Below are 21,284 nucleotides of genomic sequence, written 5' to 3'. Positions count from 1 at the left end.
ACGTAGGAACACCCCGCTCGCCCTGCTCCTACGACCATGGCGCGGATGGGGGGCCGGGGGTGGGTGGGGGTGGGCCGAACGAGGGACGGGGCGCGGTCGTCACACGCCCGGGAACGGCCTACCGGGCGATCACCGTGACCCGCTCACTCTCGACCCGCTTGTCCAGCACCCCGTCCCCGGCCCGCTCCAGATTCCGGCACAGCACCACGGAACCCCCGGTCGCCAACGGCCCGTACAGCCCCGCGTTCAGCCCCTCCCACGTGTCGTACGGCAGCCCGGACAGGATCCGCGAGCCGGGCCCGGTCAGCCCCAGCCCGGACGCCTCCGCCCGAGCCCGCTCGACGACCTCCGCCCCGCTGAACTCCCGCCCCGCCACGATCAGCGCGGGCCCCTCGGGATCCACCGGCGCGTACGGCGCGAACCGGTCCCCCTGCCCCGGCACCTCCACCGCGTAGTCGACGAAGCCCTCGGGCGTCTGCGGGAACCGCCCCCCGAGCGGCCGCAGCGCCAGCGCGACCCGCGCCCCGGAGCACGCCCGGGCCGCCTCCAGCGTGTCCGGACCGCTCACCACGACGTCGGCGGCCCGCGCGTCCCCGGCCACGTCCGCGACGACCCCCACCGAGGCACACGCCAGCAGCCACACGGCCGTCTGCCAGTGCGCGGGCAGCAGCAGGGCCACCCGGTCCCCGGGCTCGACGGACAACTCGTCCTGGAGCAGGTTCGCGGTCTTGGCCACCCAATTGGCGAAGGTGGCCACGGACAGTTCGACCCGTTCGCCCGTGGCGTCGTCGTAGAAGGTCACCAGGGGACGTCCCGGATCCGCGGCGAGCGCGGAACCCAGCAGGTCGGCAGGGGTGCGATCGGTGGCGTTCACCCGCGCAAGCGTACGCGGCGCACCGGCCTGCACCCAATGGCCCGGCGACCGCGCCGCCGCGCTGCCACCACCGGTTCGGCCGAACCCGGCCGACAGTCCGTCAACTCCCAAATGGACAGACTTATAGGACTATGTCCAAGATCAGGGGCATGCGTGGATTCCTTGCTTCCTCGATCGGTGTCACCTGTGCGGCCGCTCTGGCTCTCCCCCTCACCCCGCCCGCCCTCGCGGCGACGGCGGGACCGGTGCCGGCCACGGAAGCCGTCACGGCAGCGAGACCCGCGCCCCACGCGGGGACACCGACCACCACCACGACCGACCGGCGCGCGACCGAGCCGCACGCCCCCGGCAGCACCCAGTCCCTCCCCCTGGAACCCCTCACCCGCAACCGCGCCACCCCCAGTGCCCCCGCCACCGAACAGGGCCTGCCCCGCCGCGCCGTACGCCACTTCTCCCTCGTCGGCGTCGTCTGGGACGACCCCGGAGCAGAACTGCACGGCCGCGTCCAGGTCCGCACTCGCGCCGCCGGCACCGGCACCTGGTCGGGCTGGCAGGACGTCGAGACGCACCACGCCGACCACGCTGCCGACCCGGGCACCCCCGAGAGCGCCTCGGGCCGCGTCCGCGGCGCCACGGCACCGCTGTGGGTCGGCGACTCCGACGGCGTGGAACTCCGGGTCCGCGCCGAGTCCCGCAGCGCGGAAACCGACCCCGCGCACTCGCACACGGACACCCGCGACCTGTCCGCCGCGCCCCCGCTCCCCTCCGGCCTCCGCCTCGAACTCGTCGACCCCGGCGAGGATGAGACGCCGTCGGACACCGCCGCCGACGGTCCCCGCACCGGCGGCCTGAACGCCGAGGCCTCCGCCGCGGCCAAAGCCGCAGCCGAGGCTTCCGCGGAATCCTCCGCCGCCAACGCCGAACTCGCCCCCCTCGGCGCCACCGAGATCTCGGCCCTGAGCCGTGCCGAGACCGAGCGGGAGTTCTTCGCCCTGAACGGCGGCGAACTGGCGGCGCAGCAGCAGGCGAGGCCGTACGTCGGCCCCCGCCCGCGCATCACCACGCGCCGCGGCTGGGGTGCGAACGAGGGCCTGCGCGAGCGCGGCTTCCGGTACACCAAGAAGGTCCGGGCGGCCTTCGTCCACCACACGGCCAGCGGCAACAACTACCGCTGCTCGCAGGTCCCGTCACTCATCCGCAGTATCTACCGCTACCACGTCAAGAGCATGGGCTGGCGGGACATCGGCTACAACTTCCTCATCGACAAGTGCGGAAAGATCTACGAGGGCCGCGCGGGAGGCGTGGCGAAGCCGGTCCTCGGCGCGCACACCCTTGGTTTCAACAGCAACAGCATGGGGATCGCCGTCCTCGGGTCGTACGGCGCCACCAAGCCGTCGAAGGCCGCGGTCCGGGCCGTCGCCCGGCTGACCGCGTGGAAGCTCGGGCTGTACCGGATGAATCCGAAGGGAAAGACTTACCTGAAGTCGGCTGGCAGCAATCTCCACCGAAAAGGTAAGAAGGTACGACTGAACGTGATCTCAGGGCACCGGGACGGCTTCAAGACGGAGTGCCCGGGACTCAAGCTCTACGGCAAGCTCGGCTCGGCCCGCTCCAAGGCGGCCCGCTACCAGGGCCGCTGAGCACACGTTCGACCGCCGTCGGGGGGCAAGCGGGGGCACGGGGGCGGAATGCCGCACGGCCAGCGAAGGCGCCACGGAACGGTCTGCATACACTGACCGGCCGAAAGACAGTTCGGCCGGTCCCGGCAGGAAGCAGAGACGACACGTGACAGAAGCGATCCTCCTGGTCGGCGGCAAGGGCACCCGGCTGCGCCCGCTCACGGTGCACACGCCCAAGCCCATGGTTCCGGCGGCCGGGGTGCCCTTCCTCACGCACCAGCTGGCGAGGGCGAGAGCGGCGGGTGTCGAGCACATCGTCCTGGCCACGTCCTATCTGGCCGAGGTCTTCGAGCCGTACTTCGGCGACGGGTCCGCGCTCGGGCTCCACCTCGAGTACGTGACGGAGGAGGAGCCGCTCGGCACGGGCGGCGCCATCCGCAACGTCGCCTCCCGGCTGCACTCGGGGCCCGACGACCCGGTCCTCATCTTCAACGGCGACATCCTGACGGGCCTGGACATCCGGGCCCTCGTCGACACCCACGAGTCGACGGGCGCGGACATCTCCCTGCACCTCACGAAGGTCACCGACCCGCGCGCCTACGGCCTGGTCCCCACCGACGACACGGGCAGGGTCCTGGCGTTCCTGGAGAAGCCGCAGACCCCGGAGGAGATCGTCACCGACCAGATCAACGCGGGGGCGTACGTCTTCCGCCGCTCGGTGATCGACACGATCCCGGCGGGCAGGCCGGTCTCGGTGGAACGGGAGACGTTCCCCGACCTCCTCTCCGCCGGGGCGCACCTCCAGGGCATGGTCGACTCGACGTACTGGCTGGACCTGGGCACACCGGCGGCGTTCGTCCGCGGCTCGGCGGACCTGGTGCTCGGCCGGGCCCCGTCGCCCGCCGTCCCCGGCCGCTGCGGCGACCGCCTGATCCTGCCGACGGCGACGGTCGCGGCCGACGCGAAGCTCTCGGGCGGCACGGTGGTCGGGGAGGGCGCGTTCGTTGCCGAGGGCGCCCGGGTCTTCGGCAGCACGATCCTGCCGGGCGCGGTGATCGAACCCGGCGCGGTCATCACGGACTCCCTCATCGGCACCCGGGCCCGCGTCGGCGAACGCTCGGTCCTCACGGGCACGGTCATCGGCGACGGCGCGGTGATCGGCGCCGACAACGAACTCCGCGAGGGCGCCCGCATATGGTGCGACGCCCGCATACCAGCGGGAGCGGTCCGCTTCTCGTCGGACCAGTAGACGGCCGCCGCCGCGGGCCGTCCGTCCCGCTTAGCCGCGGGCATGCGTGCCGCTAGGGGCGGCACGGGTGGGCGATGGGGGTCCCCCTGCTCGAGCGAAGCCGAGAGCTTGGGGGAGGCACCCCGCCACGCCGGGCTGCGGACCCACCCGTCCTCAGCCCGCACGCCGAGCACCGGGACACGGGCAGTTCCTCAGAACTGCCCGATGTCCCACACCGGCATCTTCGGCGCCCTCCGCCCCGGCACCCGCCCGCTCAGCAGGATCAACCGAGCCGCCCGATGCCGCTGCCCCGCATACGGCTCCAGCAGCTCCAGCATCACGGCGTCGTCCGCGTCCCGGTCCCCGGCCAGCGCCCACCCCACGATCCCGGGCAGATGCAGGTCCCCGACGGTCACCTCATCCGCCGCCCCATGACTGCGCTGCACCGTCTCCGCCGACGTCCACGGCCCGATCCCCGGCACGACCTCCAGCCGCGCCCGAGCCGCCCCTGGCTCCATCCCCACGGCCTCCTCCAGCCGCGCGGCGACCCGGACAGCCCGCAGGATCGTCGACGCCCGCTTGTCGTCGACCCCGGCCCGATGCCACTCCCACGACGGAATCAGCGCCCACGTCCGAGGCGCCGGCATCACACACATCCGCGCGGGCACGGGCCCCGGCGCCGGCTCCCCGTACTTGCGCACCAGCAGCCGCCACGCCCGGTACGCCTCGTCCGTCGTGACCTTCTGCTCCAGGATCGACGGGATCAGCGACTCCAGCACGAGCCCGCTGCGCGTCAGCCGCAACCCGGGCCGCCGATGCCGCGTCATCGCCAGCAGCCGGTGCCGCGGCACGAACGCCGACGGATCGTCGGCCGCCCCGAGCAGCTCCGGCAACCGCTCCAGCAGCCACCCGGCCCCGGGCCCCCAGGCCTCCCCGCGCACCCCACCGCCGTACGCGCACACCCGTAGCGTCCCCGGCCCGGCGGGCGTGCGGCTCGCGCGCCACACGGAACCGTCCGGCATCGCCCGGAACGTCGGATCGCCCGGTCCGCGCCGCAGCGGCCCGAGCACCAGCCCGAGGTCCAGCGGCCCGTCCGGCACCCAGTCCCGCACCCGCCCCGGCCCCGCCGCCTGCCGCGGCACACCCGCGCCCACGGCGACGTGCCCACCGCGCACGGTCGTACGGGTGGGCCGAGGAGCGAACCGTCCTGCCATGAGTGAAGTCCCTGGATGAGGTTGCCGCGGTCGGAGGAGAGGGCCCTACGAGGGTAGGCCCGGGCCGGCGTCGGTCACCGCACCTCGATGAACGCGCCCGCGTCCCGCTCCGGCCGCGCCCGGGGCTCCTCCGCCGGATGCCCGACCGCCACCGCCCCCATCGGGTCCCAGTCCGCCGGCAGCTCCAGCACCTCGCGCACCACGTCCCGGCAGAACATCGTCGAGGACACCCACGCCGACCCCAGCCGCTCCCCGGCCAGCGCGACCAGGAAGTTCTGCACGCCGGCGCCGGCGGCGACGACGAACATCTCCCGCTCGGCGCCGTCCCGCCGGGCATCGCCGTACGTGTGCGCGCCGTCCATGACCAGGCAGGGCACGACGAGATACGGCGCGTTCCGCAGGACGTCCCCGCGCCGCACCCGCTTGGCGATGGACTCCTCCGTCTTGCCGTCCCGCCGCAGGTCGGCGATCCACGCCTCCCGCATCGCGTCGAGCAGCCGCGTCCGCGCCCGGGCCGACTCCAGCAGCACGAACCGCCACGGCGTCGTGTGGTGCGGCGCCGGCGCCGTCACGGCCGCTGCCACGGCCCGCCGTACGGCACCGGGGTCGACGGGCTCGTCCGTGAACGCCCGGACCGTGCGCCGCTGGGTCACCGCCAGCCGCACCGCCTCCGAGGTGCCGAGGCGGAACATGTCGTCGCGGGCGCCGCGGACCATGGCCCGCGCCCCCTCGCCGTCGTCGTCCGCCACCACGTGCGGGAGCCCGCGCACCACGGCGACGGGCCGTCCGGCGGCCTTGCCCTTGACCAGGTCGCCCGCGGCGGCGAGTTCGTCGGCCGTGGCGACGACGGTGGCGCTGAGCGGATTGCCGTACGCGTCCACGCCACCGCGCAGATCGTCCAGCACGCGTACTCCTGCGGCACCGATCGCGACGTCCGTGAGCCCCGCGCGCCAGGGGCGCCCGAACGTGTCGGTGACGACGACACCGACGTCGACGCCGAGGGCGTCCCGCAGTCCGTCGCGGATCGCGCGGGCGGACGCGTCCGGGTCCTCGGGCAGCAACAGCACCGTCCCGGACGGGGTGTTGGACGCGTCGACCCCGGCCGCGGCCATCACGAGGCCCTGCCGGTTCTCGACGATCCGCAGGGCGCCGCGCCGGGCGACCACCCGGACCGTCTCCGCGTCGATAGCGGCCTCCCGGTCCGCCGCCTCGACGATCCGGCCCTCCGCCTTGGACACGATCTTCGAGGTGACGAGCAGCACGTCCCCGTCGGCCAGGCCGGGCTCGGCGGCGGCTATCAGCTTGGCCAGGTCGTCCCCGGCCGTGACCTCGGGCAGCCCGCCCAGGGCCCACACCCGGTACTCGCCGGGCCCCTGCTCCGCGCCGTTCACGCCCCCCGTACCTCCTCCGCCAGCGCCAGTGCCTCCCGGGCCATCCGGGCGGTCGCGTCGGCGTCCGTCATCATCAGCGGCACGGCCCGGCAGCGGATCCCGGCCGCCTCGACCTGCTCCACGGCGCTCGCGTCCACCGTGTCCACGAGCCAGCCGTCCAGCAGGCCCGAGCCGTAGTGCTCGGCCACCGCCGTCGCGGTCGACTCGACGCCCACGGCGGCCAGCACCTTGTCGGCCATGCCCCGCACGGGCGCGTCGCCGACGATGGGGGAGAGGCCGATCACCGGCACCCCGGCGTCGGCGATCGCCTCCCGGATGCCGGGCACCGCGAGGATGGTGCCGATGGAGACGACCGGGTTGGACGGCGGGAAGAGGATCACGTCCGCCTCGGCGATGGCGTCCAGCACGCCCGGGGCGGGCTTCGCCTGGTCGGCGCCGACCGGCACGACCGCCTGCGCGGGCACCGAGGCGCGCAGCCGCACCCAGTACTCCTGGAAGTGGATCGCCTTGCGCTCGCCGTCGATCTCGACGGCCACGTGCGTCTCGACCCGGTCGTCGGTCATGGGGATCAGCCGCACGCCCGGCTGCCACCGGTCGCACAGCGCCTGGGTCACCGCGCTCAGCGGGTACCCGGCGCCGATCATCTGCGTCCGCACGATGTGCGTGGCGAAGTCCCGGTCGCCGAGGCCGAACCACTCGGGCCCGACGCCGTACGCCGCGAGCTCCTCCTTGAGATGGAAGGTCTCGTCGGCGCGACCCCAGCCCTGCTCCTCGTTGATGCCGCCGCCGAGCGTGTACATCACCGTGTCGAGGTCCGGGCAGACCTTCAGCCCGAAGAGGTGGATGTCGTCCCCGGTGTTGCCGATGACCGTGATGTCCGCGTCCGGCACGGCCCGCTTCAGACCGCGCAGGAACCGGGCACCACCGATGCCGCCTGCCAGAACCACAATGCGCATGGGAGCCAGTCTCGCAGGCGCCTGCGACAACCGGTGCGCGGCTGTGGACAACCGGCGACGCGCACCGGTCAGGCCGTGAGGGCGCCCGGCTCGGGAAGGGCCTCGCAGTGCGGAGCCGTGTGCATCGGCATCTCCGTCAGCCCCGGGTAGTACACGTGCAGGCTCACCGCGGGCTCCAGTGCGTCGTTCACCACCTCGTGCACGTACCCCGGCGCGAACACGTGCTGCGCGCCTGCCCGCAACGCGCGCGTGCCCCTCTCCGTGCGCTCGGTCAGCGTGCCGTCCAGCACGGTCAGCACACCGGAGGAGCGGCCGTGGTCGTGCCGCCCGCTGCCCTGCCCGGGCACCCACGACAGCAGCCACACCTCGTAGCCCGGGCCGGTGCGCAGCCGGTGGTACCAGCGGGTGGTCGCGTCGTAGCGGACGAGGTGCTCCCACTGGGAGCGGTCGGCGGCGATGGAGCGGGCGAGCCCGGCGAACTCGGCGACGGTGGCCGGGTGCTCGCGCGGTGTCTGGAGCAGGTGCGGGACTTCGAGGATGTCGCCGGCGATCTGGAGGTCGCTGTCGCTGTTCATGGGTGTGGTGGTTCCTCAGTGAAAAGAAGGCCAGAGGGAACGGGGAAGCCGAGATACGGGTGGCTCGGCCTTCAGCTGGAGCGGGTGGGGCTCAACAGCTGGAACAGCGACAGCTACAGCGAGCGCGGGCAGCACCGAGGGACCCGGCGGTGCGGGTCGAGGTGAGTGCCAAGTTCGCGAGCATGCCCACAAGGACACCGGTTCACACCTCCACTGTCAACTCGGCACCCGACATGTGGGATGAGGTTCACCTCATCCGGTCGATCGCTCAGATGAAAGGTTTGTTCATGGCCCTCCCGGGACACATGGCGTCCATCCGGGCGGACAAACCCCGTTGCGCACTCGTGATCCGACTGTGATCCGGTTCGCTTCGAGGGGCGTGTCGGAACGGGATCGAACTCCTGGGCGTCCTTCTCCGTAGAGGTCTGCGAGGGGTCCGGCGGAAGACGTGAGCCCCAGCGGGCTCCGTCGGTGTGTCAGGTTTTATGGTGATTTGAACACTTTCCGCATGGGCTTGGTTCCGCAGAGTGAATAAGGGGCTCAATAGCAGATCTCGGCTTGACTCGCCCGGAGCAGCACACTTGTAATTTCACTCGTGTCGTTCAGCCGGAATCGGTAACGGCTAGATCACGGGGACGCGAAAGACAGACGAGGGGCGCACATGACCGAGACGGTGCAGCAACTGCTGGTCGACGACGCGGACGAGGAACTCGGCTGGCAGGAGCGCGCACTGTGCGCCCAGACCGACCCCGAGTCCTTCTTCCCCGAGAAGGGCGGCTCGACCCGGGAGGCCAAGAAGGTCTGCCTCGCCTGTGAGGTCCGCTCCGAGTGCCTCGAGTACGCCCTCGCCAACGACGAGCGCTTCGGCATCTGGGGCGGTCTGTCCGAGCGGGAGCGCCGCCGGCTGAAGAAGGCGGCCGTCTGACCCGGTCCTCTTCGTGAACGGCCCGTCGCAGGTGGGTTATCCACAGGCGGCGGGCCCCCTTGTTGCGCAGCCGATAGTGTGGTCGCTCGTCCGAGACGCCCCGCTGCCCCCACCGGTCGCGGGCGTCCACCGCAGTCCACCGAACCGGGGCCCGTACCTCGATGTCCGTGCACAGCCACCCGGCAGCCCATCACGACAGCGCTGCCACACCTGAGTTCCCGCGTCATGTGGTGACCGCGGTCCTCGTCTCCCACGACGGCGCCCGCTGGCTGCCCGACGCGCTCGCCGGGCTGCTCGGCCAGGAGCGGCCGGTCCAGTACGCGATGGGGGCCGACACGGGCAGCGCGGACGACTCCGCCCAGCTCGTCACCGACGCCCTCGGCGCCGACCGCGTACTGCACCTGGCCCGCCGCACCGGCTTCGGCCAGGCCGTCGAGGAGTGCGACCGCACCGCCCCGCACCTCACCCCGGAGGAGCTGCCGTACCTGAAGCGGCCCAGCGGCTGGGACCCGGTCACGCGCTCGTGGCGCGACGACGCCTACGACCTGCCCGAGCTCCCGCACGGCGAGCCGGTCCAGTGGCTGTGGCTGCTGCACGACGACTGCGCCCCGGAGCCGGACGCCCTGGCCCAGCTGCTGCGGGTCGTGGACAACGAGTACGAACTAGGCCGCGAGGACGTGGCCGTCGTCGGCCCCAAGCTGCGCGGCTGGTACGACCGCAGGCAGCTGCTGGAGGTCGGCGTCTCCATCGCCAACTCCGGCCGCCGCTGGACCGGCCTGGACCGCCGCGAGCAGGACCAGGGCCAGCACGACCACGTCCGGTCCGTGCTGTCGGTGTCCACCGCCGGCATGCTGATCCGCCGCGACGTCTTCGAACAGCTCGGCGGCTTCGACCGGCACCTGCCCCTCATGCGCGACGACGTCGACCTGTGCTGGCGCGCGAACGCGGCCGGCTACCGCGTCCTGGTCGCCCCCGAGGCGGTCGTCCGGCACGCCGAGGCGGCCTCCCGCGAACGCCGCGCGGTCGACTGCGTGGGCCGCACGGCCGCCTCCCCGCACAAGGTCGACAAGGCCGGCGCCGTCTACGCCCTGCTCGTCAACACGCGTACCGCCGTGCTCCCCTGGGTGCTGCTGCGGATCGTGCTCGGCACGCTGCTGCGGACCCTCGCCTACCTCGTCGGCAAGGTTCCCGGCCAGGCCGTCGACGAGATCCGCGGCCTGCTGGGCACGCTGCTCAGGCCCGAGCGGATCCTCGCCGGGCGCCGGCGCCGGGGCGCACCCCAGATCGACAAGGGCGAGCTGCGGCAGCTGTTCCCGCCGCCGGGCGCGACCGTCCGCGCCACCGTCGAGCAGGTCGCGAGCGACCTGGTCGGCCGCTCCGACCCGGAGGTCACCTCCGGCGCCGGGCGGCACGGCGGCGCCGTCGAGTCCGGCCCGGGCGGCGACGACGCCGACTTCCTGGAGATCGAGCAGTTCGCCCGGCTCAAGCGCGTCGCGCGCAAGCCCGGCCCGGTGCTCTTTCTGGTGCTGCTGCTCGTCTCCCTGGTCGCCTGCCGCCAGCTCCTCGGCGGCGGCGCCCTCGCGGGCGGCGCCCTGCTGCCCGCCCCGGCCGACTCCGCCGACCTGTGGGCGCGCTACCTGGACGCCTGGCACGCGGTCGGCACCGGCGGCACCTCCGCCGCGCCGCCGTACGTGGCGATCGTGGCGATGCTGGCCTCGCTGCTGTTCGGCTCGACCGGCCTCGCCGTCACGCTCCTGCTCGTCTGCTCGGTGCCCCTGGCCGGCGTCACCGCGTACTTCGCCTCCCGCCCGCTGGTCGAGTCCCGGCTGCTGCGCGCGTGGGCGGCCGTCGTCTACGCCTTCCTGCCCGCCGCCACCGGCGCCCTCGCCGGCGGCCGCCTCGGCACCGCCGTCCTGGCCGTGCTGCTGCCGCTCCTCGCCCGCGCGGGCATCGCGGCCGGCGGCCTGGCGAACCCCGCGGGCACCCGCGGCAGTTGGCGCGCCACCTGGGCGTACGCGCTGCTGCTGACCATCACCACCGCCTTCACCCCCGTCGTGTGGCCCATCGCGCTGCTCCTCGGCGCCGGGCTGCTGGTGCTGCGCCGGTCCGACATCACGGCGTACGGGCTGCGGTTCCTCGCCCAGCTCGGCACGCCCCTGCTGATCCTCGCCCCCTGGTCGCTGACGCTGCTCCCGTTCGGCTTCTTCAAGGAAGCCGGCCTGGAGTACGGCGCCTCGGCCGCCTCCGCCCTCGACCTGCTCGGCGCCAGCCCGGGCGGGCCCGGCACCGTCAGCGGCCTCATGCTCATCGGCATCGTGCTGGCCGCGCTCGCCGCCCTGCTGCGCTCGGAACGCCAGCGGGGCATCTGGACGGCCTGGGCGGTCGGCCTGGTGGGCTTCGTCTTCGCGATCCTGTCCAACAGCTCCACCTGGGCCGGCCCCGCGACCCTCGTCTACGGCCTCGCCCTCCTGGCCGCCGCCGCGCTCGGCGCCGACGGGGCACGCGCGCGCGTGGCCGAGCAGAGCTTCGGCTGGCGCCAGCCGGTCGCCGTGCTGATCGCCTTCGCCTCGGCCGCGGGCCCGCTGCTCGTGGCCGCCGGCTGGATGATCCGCGGCGCCGACGGGCCCCTGGAGCGGCGCGACCCGACCCAGGTGCCCGCGTTCGTCGCCGAGGAGAGCGGCAGCACCGACCAGGCCCGCACCCTGGTCCTCGACAGCGACTCCGCCGCCCACGTCGGCTATGTGCTGGTCCGTGGCTCCGGCGCCCGCCTCGGCGACGGCGAGATCGCCGCGGAGGACGGCGAGAACAGCAGGCTCGACAAGGTCGTCGCCAACCTGGTCGCCGGCTCCGGCGCAGACCAGGCCGACCAGCTCGGCGGCTTCGCCGTGCGCTACGTCCTCGTCCACAAGGGGGCGCCCCGCGACGTCACCCGTGTCCTGGACGCCACGCCCGGCCTGGCCCGGCTCAGCCAGCAGGACGGCAGCGCGCTGTGGCAGGTCGACCGGGAGGTCGCGCGCGCCACCATCGTCCCCGCCTCCGGATCCGGCACCCCGCGGACCGTCGCCGCCGGGCCCGTCGACATCCACACCACGATCCCGTCCGGCGCCGACGGGCGCGTGCTGCGCCTCGCCGACTCCGCCGCCGACGGCTGGACCGCCACCCTCGACGGCAAGCCACTGACCCGCACCACGGTCGACGGCTGGGCCCAGGGCTTCGAACTCCCCGCCACCGGCGGCCGGCTGGACGTCACGTACGAGGACCCGATCGGTCACACGGCCTGGCTGTGGGCACAGGGCCTGCTCGCCGTCGTCCTCGTGGTGCTGGCCCTGCCCGGCCGCCGCCGCGACATCGACGACGACCTGCCCGACGAGCCGGCCGTCCCGGCCCAGGCGGTCGCCGGCGAGGGCCGCCGCGCCCGCCGCCTGCGCGCCCAGGCGGAGGCCGAGGCGGAAGGAGCGGACCGGCCCGAGGAGTTCCCGCCCCCGCAGCCGGAGCAGCCCCCGGCGAGCGTCCCCCAGCAGAACCAGGGCCAGTGGGACCCCGCCGGCTACCCGGGCGGCGAGTACACCGGCTACGGCGACCAGTACCAGAACGTCCCGTACCAGGCCGACGCCTACGGGCAGCAGTACCAGGCGGACCCGTACCAGGGCGGCCAGTACGACCCGTACGCGTACGACGGCCAGGCCCCGGCCCCGTCGTACGACCAGCAGGGCTACGACCAGGCCTACCCCCAGGGCTACGGCACGCCGTACGACCCGGCGCAGCAGCACCACCCCCACGGCACGGGCAGTGAGCGTCCCGACGGGAGCCAGCAGTGAACCGCACCACCCTGTCCCTGATCGCCGGCACGACCGCGCTCGCCGCCGTCACCGGCTTCGCCGCGCTGTCCGCCCCGGACACCCCGGCCGCCCCGGGCACGGCCGCCACCGCCAAGGCGGCCGCCCAACTCCCCGTGGAGCGCACGAGCCTGCTGTGCCCCGCGCCCAGCCAGTCCGACATCGCGGAGACGTCCTACACGTCCTTCACGCCCGTCACGAAGGGCACCGGGAACGGCGGCAAGGCCGAACTCCGGGCGGCCGCACAGGAGTCGGCGGACGGCACCCAGGCGGGCAAGGACGGCGGGAAGCCGGGCAAGGGCAAGACGGAGAAGCCCGTGCTGACCCCCAAGGAGCCCGGCAAGCCGGTCACCGGCGACAGCTCCGGCTCCGAGGCCCCCGCGCTCGTCGGCACCGCGGACGGCAGGTTCGCGCCCGGCTGGACCGTCCAGGAGACGACGGAGGTCGCCGCCGGCACGGGCCGCGGCCTCCTGGGCGTCAACTGCACGGCCCCGGACACGAACTTCTGGTTCCCGGGCGCCAGCACGGCCGCCGACCGCACCGACTACGTCCACCTGACGAACCCGGACGACTCGGCCGCCGTGGTCGACGTCGAGCTGTACGGCAAGGACGGCGCCCTGAAGTCCGCGGTGGGGGAGGACATCACGGTCCAGCCGCACTCCAGCGAGCCGATCCTGCTGTCCACCCTCACCGACGAGCAGCAGACCGATCTCACCGTGCACGTCAACGTGCGCAGCGGGCGGGTCGGCGCCGCCGTGCAGGCCCTGGACGACAAGACCGGCGGCGACTGGCTGACCGCCTCCACGGACCCGTCCGGCAGCCTGGTCATGCCCGGCATCCCCAAGGACGCCACGTCCGTGCGCCTGGTCGCCTTCACCCCGGGCGACGCCGACGCGGACCTGAAGGTGCGCCTCGCCTCCCCGTCCGGGTTGATCACCCCCGCCGGACACGAGACGGTGCACGTCAAGGGCGGCATGACGACCGCCGTCGACCTCGGTGACGTCACACGCGGAGAGGCGGGCTCCCTGGTGCTGACGCCGACGGACCAGTCGGTGCCGGTCGTGGCGGCCCTGAAGGTCGTCCGGGGCAAGGGCGACAAGCAGGAGACGGCGTTCATCCCCGCCACGCGCCCCGTCGGCACGCGCGCGACGTCCGCGGACAACAGCGCCAAGGGCAGCACGCTCTCCCTGACCGCCCCCGGCCGCGCGGCCACGGTCAAGGTCACCGCGTCGGCGGGCAGCGAGGGCGGCACGCCGGTGTCGAAGACGTACACGATCAAGGCGGGCACGTCCCAGGACATCGAGCCCCCGGTCCCCGGCGGGCTGAAGGGCACGTACGCGCTCACGGTCGAGCCGGTCTCCGGCGGCCCGGTCTACGGTGCCCGCACCCTGGCGGCCTCGGAGGGCGGCGTCCCCGCCTTCACCGTGCAGACGCTCCCGGACGACCGGGGGACGGTGGCCGTTCCGGAGGCGGACGAGGACCTGTCGGTGCTGCAGCAGTAGGCGGGCGGGCTCAGCCCTGGTCCTCGCCGTACCGGGGGTCCACCGTCTCCGGTGTCAGCCCGAGCAGCTCGGCGACCTGCTCGACGACGACCTCGTGGACCAGCGCGGCCCGCTCGTCGCGCCCCTTGGTGCGGATCTCGACCGGCCGCCGGTAGACCACCACGCGCGCGGGGCGGCCCTCGCGCGCGCTGATCGTGCCGCCGAGCGGAACCGCCTCGTCGTGCCAGGCCTGGCCGGGTCCGTCGAGCCTCGGCACTTCCAGGACCAGGAAATCGATGTCGGCGAGCTGCGGCCAGCGCCGCTCCAGGCGCTCCACGGAGTCCTGCACCAGATCCGCGAACGCGTCCGCGCGGCTCGCGGCGAGCGGCACCTGCGGGGGTGCGATCGGGCCGCGCATGCCCCGGCCGTGGCGATCACGGCGGCGGGGCCCGGGGGCGGCGGCACGGGGCGTTACGGGCTTGTCCATCACTGCTGAAGGGTAGTCCCCGCCGCGCCCGTGTGCCCGGCACCGCACGGGCGCACGGGCGCCTTCCGGCCGACCCGCGCGGCATGTCGTTACATGACCATTCAAGCCAAGGTTGGGCTCGATTCCGTATCCCTCCGAGACCGGCAACCTCACGGCAAATGAGGGTTTTGTGATGACTGTTGACCGCTTGGGTGACCGTTCGAGACCCTGGACGACGGTGTCCGGCCAGGTCAGGAGCGTGTGCCGGAGGGGGTGTGTGGGGCGTTTCACAGCACGACACGGTGGAGTGACCTGGTGGAGAGTCGTCGCGGCCCGCTCAAGAGTGCGGTACCGTCCAACGTCGTGAGCCCTGTACGTCGCTGTTCGCGCACCGCCTGCGGCCGTCCCGCCGTCGCGACGCTGACGTACGTCTACGCCGACTCGACCGCGGTCCTCGGCCCGCTCGCCACCTACGCCGAACCCCACTGCTACGACCTGTGCGCCGAGCACTCCGAGCGCCTCACCGCCCCGCGCGGCTGGGAGGTCGTCCGGCTGCTCGACGGCTCGGCCCCGGCGCGCCCCAGCGGCGACGACCTGGAAGCGCTTGCCAACGCCGTGCGCGAGGCGGCCCGCCCTCAGGAGCGGGCGGCCGGGGCGGGCGGCGGCGGTCGCGCGGCCGACCCGATGGAGGTCGCGCGGCGCGGGCACCTGCGGGTCCTGCGGTCGCCCGACAACTGACCACGCCCTCTCGGTTTCTCCGCACGCGCACCCATTGACGCGATGTTGGTGTGGACATGACCATTCCGTTTCAGGGGTGCGAGAAATCGCTTTCGCCTGACGGAAACCGGGGAGGCGCCCGTGTACGTCCAGGAACTGGAACCCGTCGCCGGCTCGCTCGGCCTGTCCGCCCTGGTGGCGGCCCTGCCCCTGGTGATCGTCCTGGTCCTGCTCGGCGGCGTCCGCATGAAGGCGCACCTGGCGGGCCTGACCGGCCTCCTCGCCGCCGTCCTGGTCGCCCGGCTCGCCTACGGCATGCCCCTGGACCAGACGCTCTCCAGCGCCGCCCAGGGCGCCGTCTTCGGCCTCTTCCCCATCCTGTGGATCGTCGTCAACGCCCTGTGGGTGTACCGGATGACCGTCCGCACCCGGCACTTCGACATCCTGCGCCGGTCCTTCGGGCGGCTCTCCGACGACCCGCGCATCCAGGCCCTCGTCATCGCCTTCTGCTTCGGGGCGCTGCTGGAGGCGCTCGCCGGCTTCGGCGCGCCCGTCGCGATCAGCGCGGTCATGCTGGTCGCGCTCGGCTTCGAACCGGTGCGCGCCGCCGTCGTCGCCCTCGTCGCCAACACCGCGCCCGTGGCCTTCGGCGCGATGGGCACACCGGTCGTCACCCTCGCCCAGGTCACCGGGCTCCCGCTGGACTCCGTGGCGTCCGTGGTGGGCCGTCAGACGCCCCTGCTGGCCCTCGTGGTGCCCCTCGTGCTCGTCTGGCTGGTCGACGGCCGGCGCGGGCTGCGCGAGACCTGGGTGCCCGCCCTGGCGTGCGGAGTCGCCTTCGCCGTCGCCCAGTTCGCCGCCGCCAACTACGTCTCCGCCCAACTCGCCGACATCGGCGCCGCCCTGGCGGGCGCGGGCGCCCTGGTCGCCGTCCCGCACGCGCGCGTGCCCGCCGCCGAGTCGGTACGCGCCTCCGTGCTGACCGGCGCGCGCAGCGAGGAACTGGACCAGCAGGACCCGCCCCGCGAGGTCCTGCGCGCCTACGCCCCCTACGCGCTGATCGTCGTGATCTTCTCCGTCGCGCAGATCCCCGCCCTCAAGGACCGGCTGGCCGAGGCGACCCAGACCTTCGACTGGCCCTTCCTGGACGTGGCCGGGCCCGACGGCGAACCCGTCGGCGGCAACGTCTTCTCCTGGCCCGTCGTGTCGACCGGCGGCACGCTCGTCCTGCTCGCCGGGATCTGCACGGCCGTCGTCCTCGGGGTGCACGCGCGCGTGGCGGTCAGGGAATGGCTCGCGACGGTCCACGAACTGCGCCTCGCGATCCTGACGGTGACGTCCGTCCTGGCCCTCGCCTACGTCATGAACCTGTCCGGGCAGGCGGCCACGATCGGCCACTTCGTGGCGGCGGCCGGAGCCGGACTCGCCTTCCTGTCGCCGGTCCTCGGCTGGTTCGGCGTCGCCGTGACCGGCTCGGACACCTCGGCCAACGCCCTCTTCGGCGCCCTCCAGGTGACCGCCGCCCGCGAGTCCGGACTCTCGCCCGACCTCCTGGCCGCCGCCAACAGCTCCGGCGGCGTCCTCGGCAAGATGATCTCCCCGCAGAACCTCACCATCGCCTGCGCGGCCGTCGGACTGGCGGGCCGGGAGGGCGACTTGCTGCGCAAGGTACTGCCGTGGAGCCTGGGCCTGCTGCTGGTGATGTGCCTGATCGTCGTGGGCCAGAGCACCCCCGTGCTGGGCTGGATGCTGCCCTGACCTGAGGTTACGTCTCGGGGTCCGTCGGGCGTCCGCACAGCGCGCTGTCAGTGGGCGGGGGTAGTTTGTGCGGACCGACATACTTTTCAGGAAGGCTGGCCGTGGCTGTTGATCTGTCTCAGGTCGTGAAGGCGTACGACGTACGCGGGGTCGTCCCCGACCAGTGGGACGAGTCCCTGGCCGAGCTCTTCGGAGCGGCCTTCGTGCAGGTCACCGGCGCGAGCGCGATCGCCACCGGGCACGACATGCGGCCCTCCTCACCGGGCCTGTCGCGTGCCTTCGCGCGCGGGGCCGCCGGGCAGGGCGCCGACGTGACGGAGATCGGCCTCTGCTCGACCGACCAGCTGTACTACGCCTCGGGCGCGCTGAACCTGCCGGGCGCCATGTTCACCGCCTCCCACAACCCGGCGCAGTACAACGGCATCAAGATGTGCCGCATGGGCGCCGCCCCGGTCGGCCAGGACACCGGCCTCGCGGAGATCCGCGAACTGGTCGAGCGCTGGAGCGAGTCGGGCGCCCCCGAGCCCGCCGCGACGCCGGGAACCATCACCGGCCGCGACACGTTGTCGGACTACGCGGCCCACCTGCGCTCGCTGGTCGACCTGACCTCCATCCGCCCCCTGAAGGTCGTCGTCGACGCGGGCAACGGTATGGGCGGCCACACGGTCCCCGAGGTCTTCGCCGGCCTGCCCCTGACGCTGGTGCCGATGTACTTCGAGCTTGACGGCACCTTCCCGAACCACGAGGCCAACCCCCTCGACCCGGCCAACCTCGTCGACCTGCAGAAGCGGGTCCGCGAGGAGCACGCCGACCTGGGCCTCGCCTTCGACGGCGACGCCGACCGGTGCTTCGTCGTCGACGAGCGCGGCGAGCCGGTCTCCCCATCGGCGATCACCGCCCTGGTCGCCTCCCGCGAACTGGCCCGGCACGGCGGCAAGGGCACGATCATCCACAACCTGATCACGTCCTGGTCCGTCCCCGAGGTCGTGCGGGAACACGGCGGCACCCCGGTCCGCACCCGCGTCGGCCACTCCTTCATCAAGGCCGAGATGGCCCGCACCGGCGCGATCTTCGGCGGCGAACACTCCGCCCACTACTACTTCCGCGACTTCTGGAACGCCGACACGGGCATGCTGGCCGCCCTGCACGTCCTCGCGGCCCTGGGCGGCCAGGAGACCCCCCTGTCCTCCCTCGTCTCCGCGTACGACCGCTACACCGGCTCCGGCGAGATCAACTCCACGGTCGCCGACCAGCAGGCCAGCCTCGCCGCGATCCGCTCCGCCTACGCGTCCCGCGAGGACACCACCCTCGACGACCTCGACGGCCTCACGGTCACCTCCACCGACTGGTGGTTCAACGTCCGCCCGTCCAATACGGAACCGCTGCTGCGCCTGAACGCGGAGGCGAGGGACCCGCGGACCATGGCCCGCGTGCGGGACGAGGTGCTGGGGATCATCAGGGGCTGAGGCCCCGCCCCCACCGGCGGTAACCTGACCAGGCACAACCCCAAGCGCCCGCACCTCGAAGGAACCCCCTATGCCCCTCGAATCCGGACTCCTCGAGATCCTCGCCTGCCCCGCCTGCCACGCCCCCCTCAAGGAGCAGGACAGCGAGCTGATCTGCACCGACACGAGCTGCGGCCTGGCCTACCCCGTCCGCGACGGCATCCCCGTCCTCCTCGTCGACGAGGCCCGTCGCCCCGAGTGACCGCCGGCCGCCCACACCCCCTCGGCGTACATGGCCGCGGACTCGGTGGGCACCGGCGTAGGACGACATCCCCATAACGGACCCGGCGATCGGGAGGCTGCCGCCCCATGCTCGACGAATCGCTGCTCGACAATCCGGACGGCCTCGCCGAGGCCGACCACCGCGGGCTGCTCCGCGGTGCCGCAGAAGCCGGCGCCCGCGTGCGCACCGCCGCCCGCCACTCCGCCGAGGCGGGCGTCAACGACCTCAAACCCGACGGCCGCCCCCGCGCCGTCCTCATCGCCGGCCCCGGCGCCGCCGCCACCCACACGGCCGACCTCATCGGCACGCTGGCCGGCGCGGGCAGCCCCGTCACCCGCCTCGCCCCCACCGGCGTCGCCCCCGCCGCGGGCGCCCTGCGCTGGGAACTGCCCGGCTGGGTCGGCTCGGTCGACCTCCTCCTGATCGCCACCCCGGACGGCACCGAACCGGGCCTGTCCCTCCTCGCCGAGCAGGCCTACCGACGGGGCTGCACGGTCGTCGCCGTGGCGCCCGGCCGCTCCCCGCTCGCCGACGCCGTGGGCGGCACGCACGGCCTGTTCGTGCCCATGGCGACCGCCCCCTACGACCAGGACGAGCCCCTCGCCGCGTCCGCCCCCGGCGTCCTGTGGGCCCTGCTCACCCCGCTCCTCGCGCTCCTGGACCGCACGGGAGTCCTCGCCGCCCCGCCGGACGCCCTCGGCAAGGTCGCCGACCGCCTCGACCGCATCGCCGAACGCTGCGGCCCCGCCATCGCCACCTACAGCAACCCCGCCAAGACCCTGGCAGCCGAACTCGCCGACGCGCTGCCGATCGTCTGGACCGAGGGCACCTCGGCCGGCCCGGCGGGCCGCCGCTTCGCCGCCGCCCTCGCCGAACTGTCCGGCACCCCCGCGGTCGTCGCCGAACTCCCCGAGGCCCTCGCCGCCCACAGCGCCCTGCTCGCCGGCCCCCTGGCCGCCAGCGCCGACCCCGACGACTTCTTCCGCGACCGCGTCGAGGAACCACCCGCCCTGCACGCACGCGTGGTGCTCCTGCGCGACCGCCCCATCGGCGGCCTCACCGCCGCCCCCGGCGCCCGCGACCTCGCCCTCAGCCACGACACACCGATCAGCGAACTGGAACCCGAGCCGGGCGACGAACTGGAGACCCTGGCGGAACTGATCGCCATCACGGATTTCGCCGCGGTTTACCTGGCGCTCGCATCGAGGGCCTGATCATGCCCGGGACACCCTGACGCGCTCGCCGCCCGAACACCCAGAGAGAACCCCATGGACCGCCTCGACAACACCATCCGCCCCTACGCCTGGGGTTCCCCGACCGCCATCCCCCAGCTGCTCGGCGTCGAACCGACCGGCGAGCCGCAGGCGGAGATGTGGATGGGCGCCCACCCCGGCGCACCCTCACGCACCGAGCGGGGCACGCTCGTCGAGGTCATCGACGCCGACCCCGAGAAGGAACTCGGACCGGCCGCCGTCGCCCGCTTCGGCCCCCGCCTGCCCTTCCTCCTCAAGATCCTCGCCGCCGGCGCCCCGCTCTCCCTCCAGGTCCACCCCGACCTGGAGCAGGCCAAGGAGGGCTACGCCGACGAGGAGCGCCGGGGCATCCCCGCCGACGCCCCGCACCGCAACTACAAGGACGCCAACCACAAGCCCGAACTGATCTGCGCCCTCACCGAGTTCGACGGCCTGTGCGGCTTCCGCCCCCCGCTCGAGGCCGCCGGCCTCCTCGACGACCTCGGCGTCGACTCCCTCAAGCCCTACGTCGACCTGCTCCACGCCCACCCCGAGGACGCCGCCCTGCGCGAGGTCCTCACGGCGATCCTCACCGCCGACCCCGAGGAGATGTCCCGCACGGTCGCCGAGGCCGCGGCCGCCTGCACGCGCCTCGGCGGCGCCTACGCCCCCTACGCCGACATCGCCCACCACTACCCGGGCGACCCCGGCGTCATCGCCGCGATGCTGCTCAATTACGTCCGGCTCCAGCCCGGCGAGGCCCTCTACCTCGGCGCCGGCGTCCCGCACGCCTACCTGGACGGCCTCGGCGTGGAGATCATGGCCAACTCCGACAACGTCCTGCGCTGCGGCCTGACCCCCAAGCACGTCGACGTCCCCGAACTCCTGCGCATCGTCTGCTTCCGGCCCAGCGATCCCGGCGTCCTGCGCCCCGAGGCCTCCCCGGACGGCGAGGAGGTCTACGAGACCCCCATCGACGAGTTCCGCCTCTCCCGCTACGTCCTCCCCGAGGCGGGCACCGCCCACGACCTCACCCGCCCGACCCCGCAGATCCTGCTCTGCACGGCCGGCACGGTCCGCGCGGGCGAGCACGACCTGACCCCCGGCCGGTCCGTCTTCGTCCCCGCCGGCGAAAAGGCCGAAGTGTCCGGAACGGGGACGCTCTTCCGGGCCACCGTCGTCGCCTGACTGTTTCAACGCCCCCCGTGCCGGTGACCTGAAGCACCGCGACCGCAGCGGGCTGCAACAATGGCCCACCGTCAAGCACGGGCAAAGCCACGGGCG

Annotated in this window: 17 protein-coding genes; 11 read left to right on the top strand and 6 right to left on the bottom strand. The window is 73.6% G+C overall.

Going from position 1 to position 21,284, the window contains the following annotated elements:
• Positions 1–118 precede the first annotated feature (118 nt).
• A complete protein-coding gene (locus C1703_RS15590; protein WP_114253303.1) occupies positions 119–874 on the bottom strand; it encodes a TIGR03089 family protein in 756 nt (251 codons plus the stop codon).
• A 149-nt stretch (positions 875–1,023) separates the two neighbouring features.
• Between C1703_RS15590 and C1703_RS15585 the strand changes: the two genes are divergently transcribed.
• Together C1703_RS15585 and C1703_RS15580 are read left to right on the top strand one after the other, a co-directional pair.
• Positions 1,024–2,514 (top strand): peptidoglycan recognition protein, encoded by a 1,491-nt coding sequence (locus C1703_RS15585; RefSeq protein ID WP_114257434.1) that lies wholly within the window; start codon positions 1,024–1,026, stop codon positions 2,512–2,514.
• A gap of 145 nt (positions 2,515–2,659) precedes the next feature.
• The gene (locus C1703_RS15580; RefSeq protein WP_114253301.1) at positions 2,660–3,742 is read left to right on the top strand and encodes an NDP-sugar synthase; all 1,083 of its coding nucleotides are present in this window, start codon (positions 2,660–2,662) and stop codon (positions 3,740–3,742) included.
• 191 nt (positions 3,743–3,933) lie between these two features.
• Here C1703_RS15580 and C1703_RS15575 read toward each other — a convergent pair whose 3' ends face one another.
• From C1703_RS15575 to C1703_RS15560, 4 genes are all read right to left on the bottom strand, one after another.
• On the bottom strand, positions 3,934–4,935 hold the full coding sequence (locus C1703_RS15575; protein ID WP_114253299.1) for a DNA-3-methyladenine glycosylase: 1,002 nt from the start codon (positions 4,933–4,935) through the stop codon (positions 3,934–3,936).
• A gap of 74 nt (positions 4,936–5,009) precedes the next feature.
• Positions 5,010–6,326, bottom strand: a complete 1,317-nt coding sequence (locus C1703_RS15570; protein WP_114253293.1) for a coenzyme F420-0:L-glutamate ligase — start codon at positions 6,324–6,326, stop codon at positions 5,010–5,012.
• Entirely contained in the window at positions 6,323–7,282 is a 960-nt protein-coding gene (cofD, locus tag C1703_RS15565) for a 2-phospho-L-lactate transferase (protein ID WP_114253291.1), read from the bottom strand. The genes C1703_RS15570 and cofD overlap by 4 nt, the downstream gene beginning before the upstream one ends.
• A gap of 68 nt (positions 7,283–7,350) precedes the next feature.
• Positions 7,351–7,857 (bottom strand): cysteine dioxygenase family protein, encoded by a 507-nt coding sequence (locus tag C1703_RS15560; RefSeq protein ID WP_114253289.1) that lies wholly within the window; start codon positions 7,855–7,857, stop codon positions 7,351–7,353.
• Positions 7,858–8,518: 661 nt separating this feature from the next.
• Here C1703_RS15560 and C1703_RS15550 point away from each other — a divergent pair.
• The 3 genes from C1703_RS15550 (at position 8,519) to C1703_RS15540 (ending at position 14,120) form a co-directional block, all read left to right on the top strand.
• Complete coding sequence (locus C1703_RS15550; RefSeq protein WP_010034659.1) at positions 8,519–8,782, top strand: WhiB family transcriptional regulator; 264 nt, start codon at positions 8,519–8,521, stop codon at positions 8,780–8,782.
• Positions 8,783–8,943: 161 nt separating this feature from the next.
• The gene (locus C1703_RS15545) at positions 8,944–12,600 is read left to right on the top strand and encodes a glycosyltransferase (protein WP_114253287.1); all 3,657 of its coding nucleotides are present in this window, start codon (positions 8,944–8,946) and stop codon (positions 12,598–12,600) included.
• A complete protein-coding gene (locus C1703_RS15540; RefSeq protein ID WP_114253286.1) occupies positions 12,597–14,120 on the top strand; it encodes a DUF5719 family protein in 1,524 nt (507 codons plus the stop codon). Before C1703_RS15545 ends, C1703_RS15540 begins: the two co-directional genes overlap by 4 nt.
• A 10-nt stretch (positions 14,121–14,130) precedes the next feature.
• Here C1703_RS15540 and C1703_RS15535 read toward each other — a convergent pair whose 3' ends face one another.
• Positions 14,131–14,586, bottom strand: coding sequence for a metallopeptidase family protein (locus C1703_RS15535; RefSeq protein WP_078651037.1), 456 nt, complete (start codon positions 14,584–14,586; stop codon positions 14,131–14,133).
• A 294-nt stretch (positions 14,587–14,880) separates the two neighbouring features.
• Here C1703_RS15535 and C1703_RS15530 point away from each other — a divergent pair, with 294 nt between their 5' ends.
• The 6 genes from C1703_RS15530 (at position 14,881) to manA (ending at position 21,188) form a co-directional block, all read left to right on the top strand.
• Positions 14,881–15,303, top strand: a complete 423-nt coding sequence (locus C1703_RS15530; protein ID WP_010034669.1) for a DUF3499 domain-containing protein — start codon at positions 14,881–14,883, stop codon at positions 15,301–15,303.
• Positions 15,304–15,423: 120 nt separating this feature from the next.
• Entirely contained in the window at positions 15,424–17,040 is a 1,617-nt protein-coding gene (locus tag C1703_RS15525) for an L-lactate permease (RefSeq protein ID WP_114253285.1), read from the top strand.
• Positions 17,041–17,141: 101 nt separating this feature from the next.
• A complete protein-coding gene (locus C1703_RS15520; protein WP_114253284.1) occupies positions 17,142–18,506 on the top strand; it encodes a phosphomannomutase/phosphoglucomutase in 1,365 nt (454 codons plus the stop codon).
• A gap of 70 nt (positions 18,507–18,576) precedes the next feature.
• A complete protein-coding gene (locus C1703_RS15515) occupies positions 18,577–18,747 on the top strand; it encodes a Trm112 family protein (protein ID WP_114253283.1) in 171 nt (56 codons plus the stop codon).
• Between the two features lie 107 nt (positions 18,748–18,854).
• Positions 18,855–19,982 (top strand): SIS domain-containing protein, encoded by a 1,128-nt coding sequence (locus tag C1703_RS15510; protein ID WP_114253282.1) that lies wholly within the window; start codon positions 18,855–18,857, stop codon positions 19,980–19,982.
• A 54-nt stretch (positions 19,983–20,036) separates the two neighbouring features.
• Entirely contained in the window at positions 20,037–21,188 is a 1,152-nt protein-coding gene (gene manA / locus C1703_RS15505; RefSeq protein WP_114253281.1) for a mannose-6-phosphate isomerase, class I, read from the top strand.
• Positions 21,189–21,284 lie beyond the last annotated feature (96 nt).

This window comes from Streptomyces sp. Go-475 (assembly GCF_003330845.1).
In the GTDB taxonomy this organism is placed as follows: domain Bacteria; phylum Actinomycetota; class Actinomycetes; order Streptomycetales; family Streptomycetaceae; genus Streptomyces.
Note: the sequence above shows the minus strand (reverse complement) of the source record. Positions and strands in the feature narration are given on the sequence as shown.

Coding starts and splice junctions, on each gene's coding strand:
- C1703_RS15545 (WP_114253287.1), top strand. CDS start 8,944: ATGTCCGTGCACAGCCACCCGGCAGCCCATCACGACAGCGCTGCCACA.
- C1703_RS15515 (WP_114253283.1), top strand. CDS start 18,577: ATGCCCCTCGAATCCGGACTCCTCGAGATCCTCGCCTGCCCCGCCTGC.
- C1703_RS15560 (WP_114253289.1), bottom strand. CDS start 7,857: ATGAACAGCGACAGCGACCTCCAGATCGCCGGCGACATCCTCGAAGTC.
- C1703_RS15535 (WP_078651037.1), bottom strand. CDS start 14,586: ATGGACAAGCCCGTAACGCCCCGTGCCGCCGCCCCCGGGCCCCGCCGC.
- manA (WP_114253281.1), top strand. CDS start 20,037: ATGGACCGCCTCGACAACACCATCCGCCCCTACGCCTGGGGTTCCCCG.
- C1703_RS15550 (WP_010034659.1), top strand. CDS start 8,519: ATGACCGAGACGGTGCAGCAACTGCTGGTCGACGACGCGGACGAGGAA.
- C1703_RS15510 (WP_114253282.1), top strand. CDS start 18,855: ATGCTCGACGAATCGCTGCTCGACAATCCGGACGGCCTCGCCGAGGCC.
- C1703_RS15575 (WP_114253299.1), bottom strand. CDS start 4,935: ATGGCAGGACGGTTCGCTCCTCGGCCCACCCGTACGACCGTGCGCGGT.
- cofD (WP_114253291.1), bottom strand. CDS start 7,282: ATGCGCATTGTGGTTCTGGCAGGCGGCATCGGTGGTGCCCGGTTCCTG.
- C1703_RS15585 (WP_114257434.1), top strand. CDS start 1,024: ATGCGTGGATTCCTTGCTTCCTCGATCGGTGTCACCTGTGCGGCCGCT.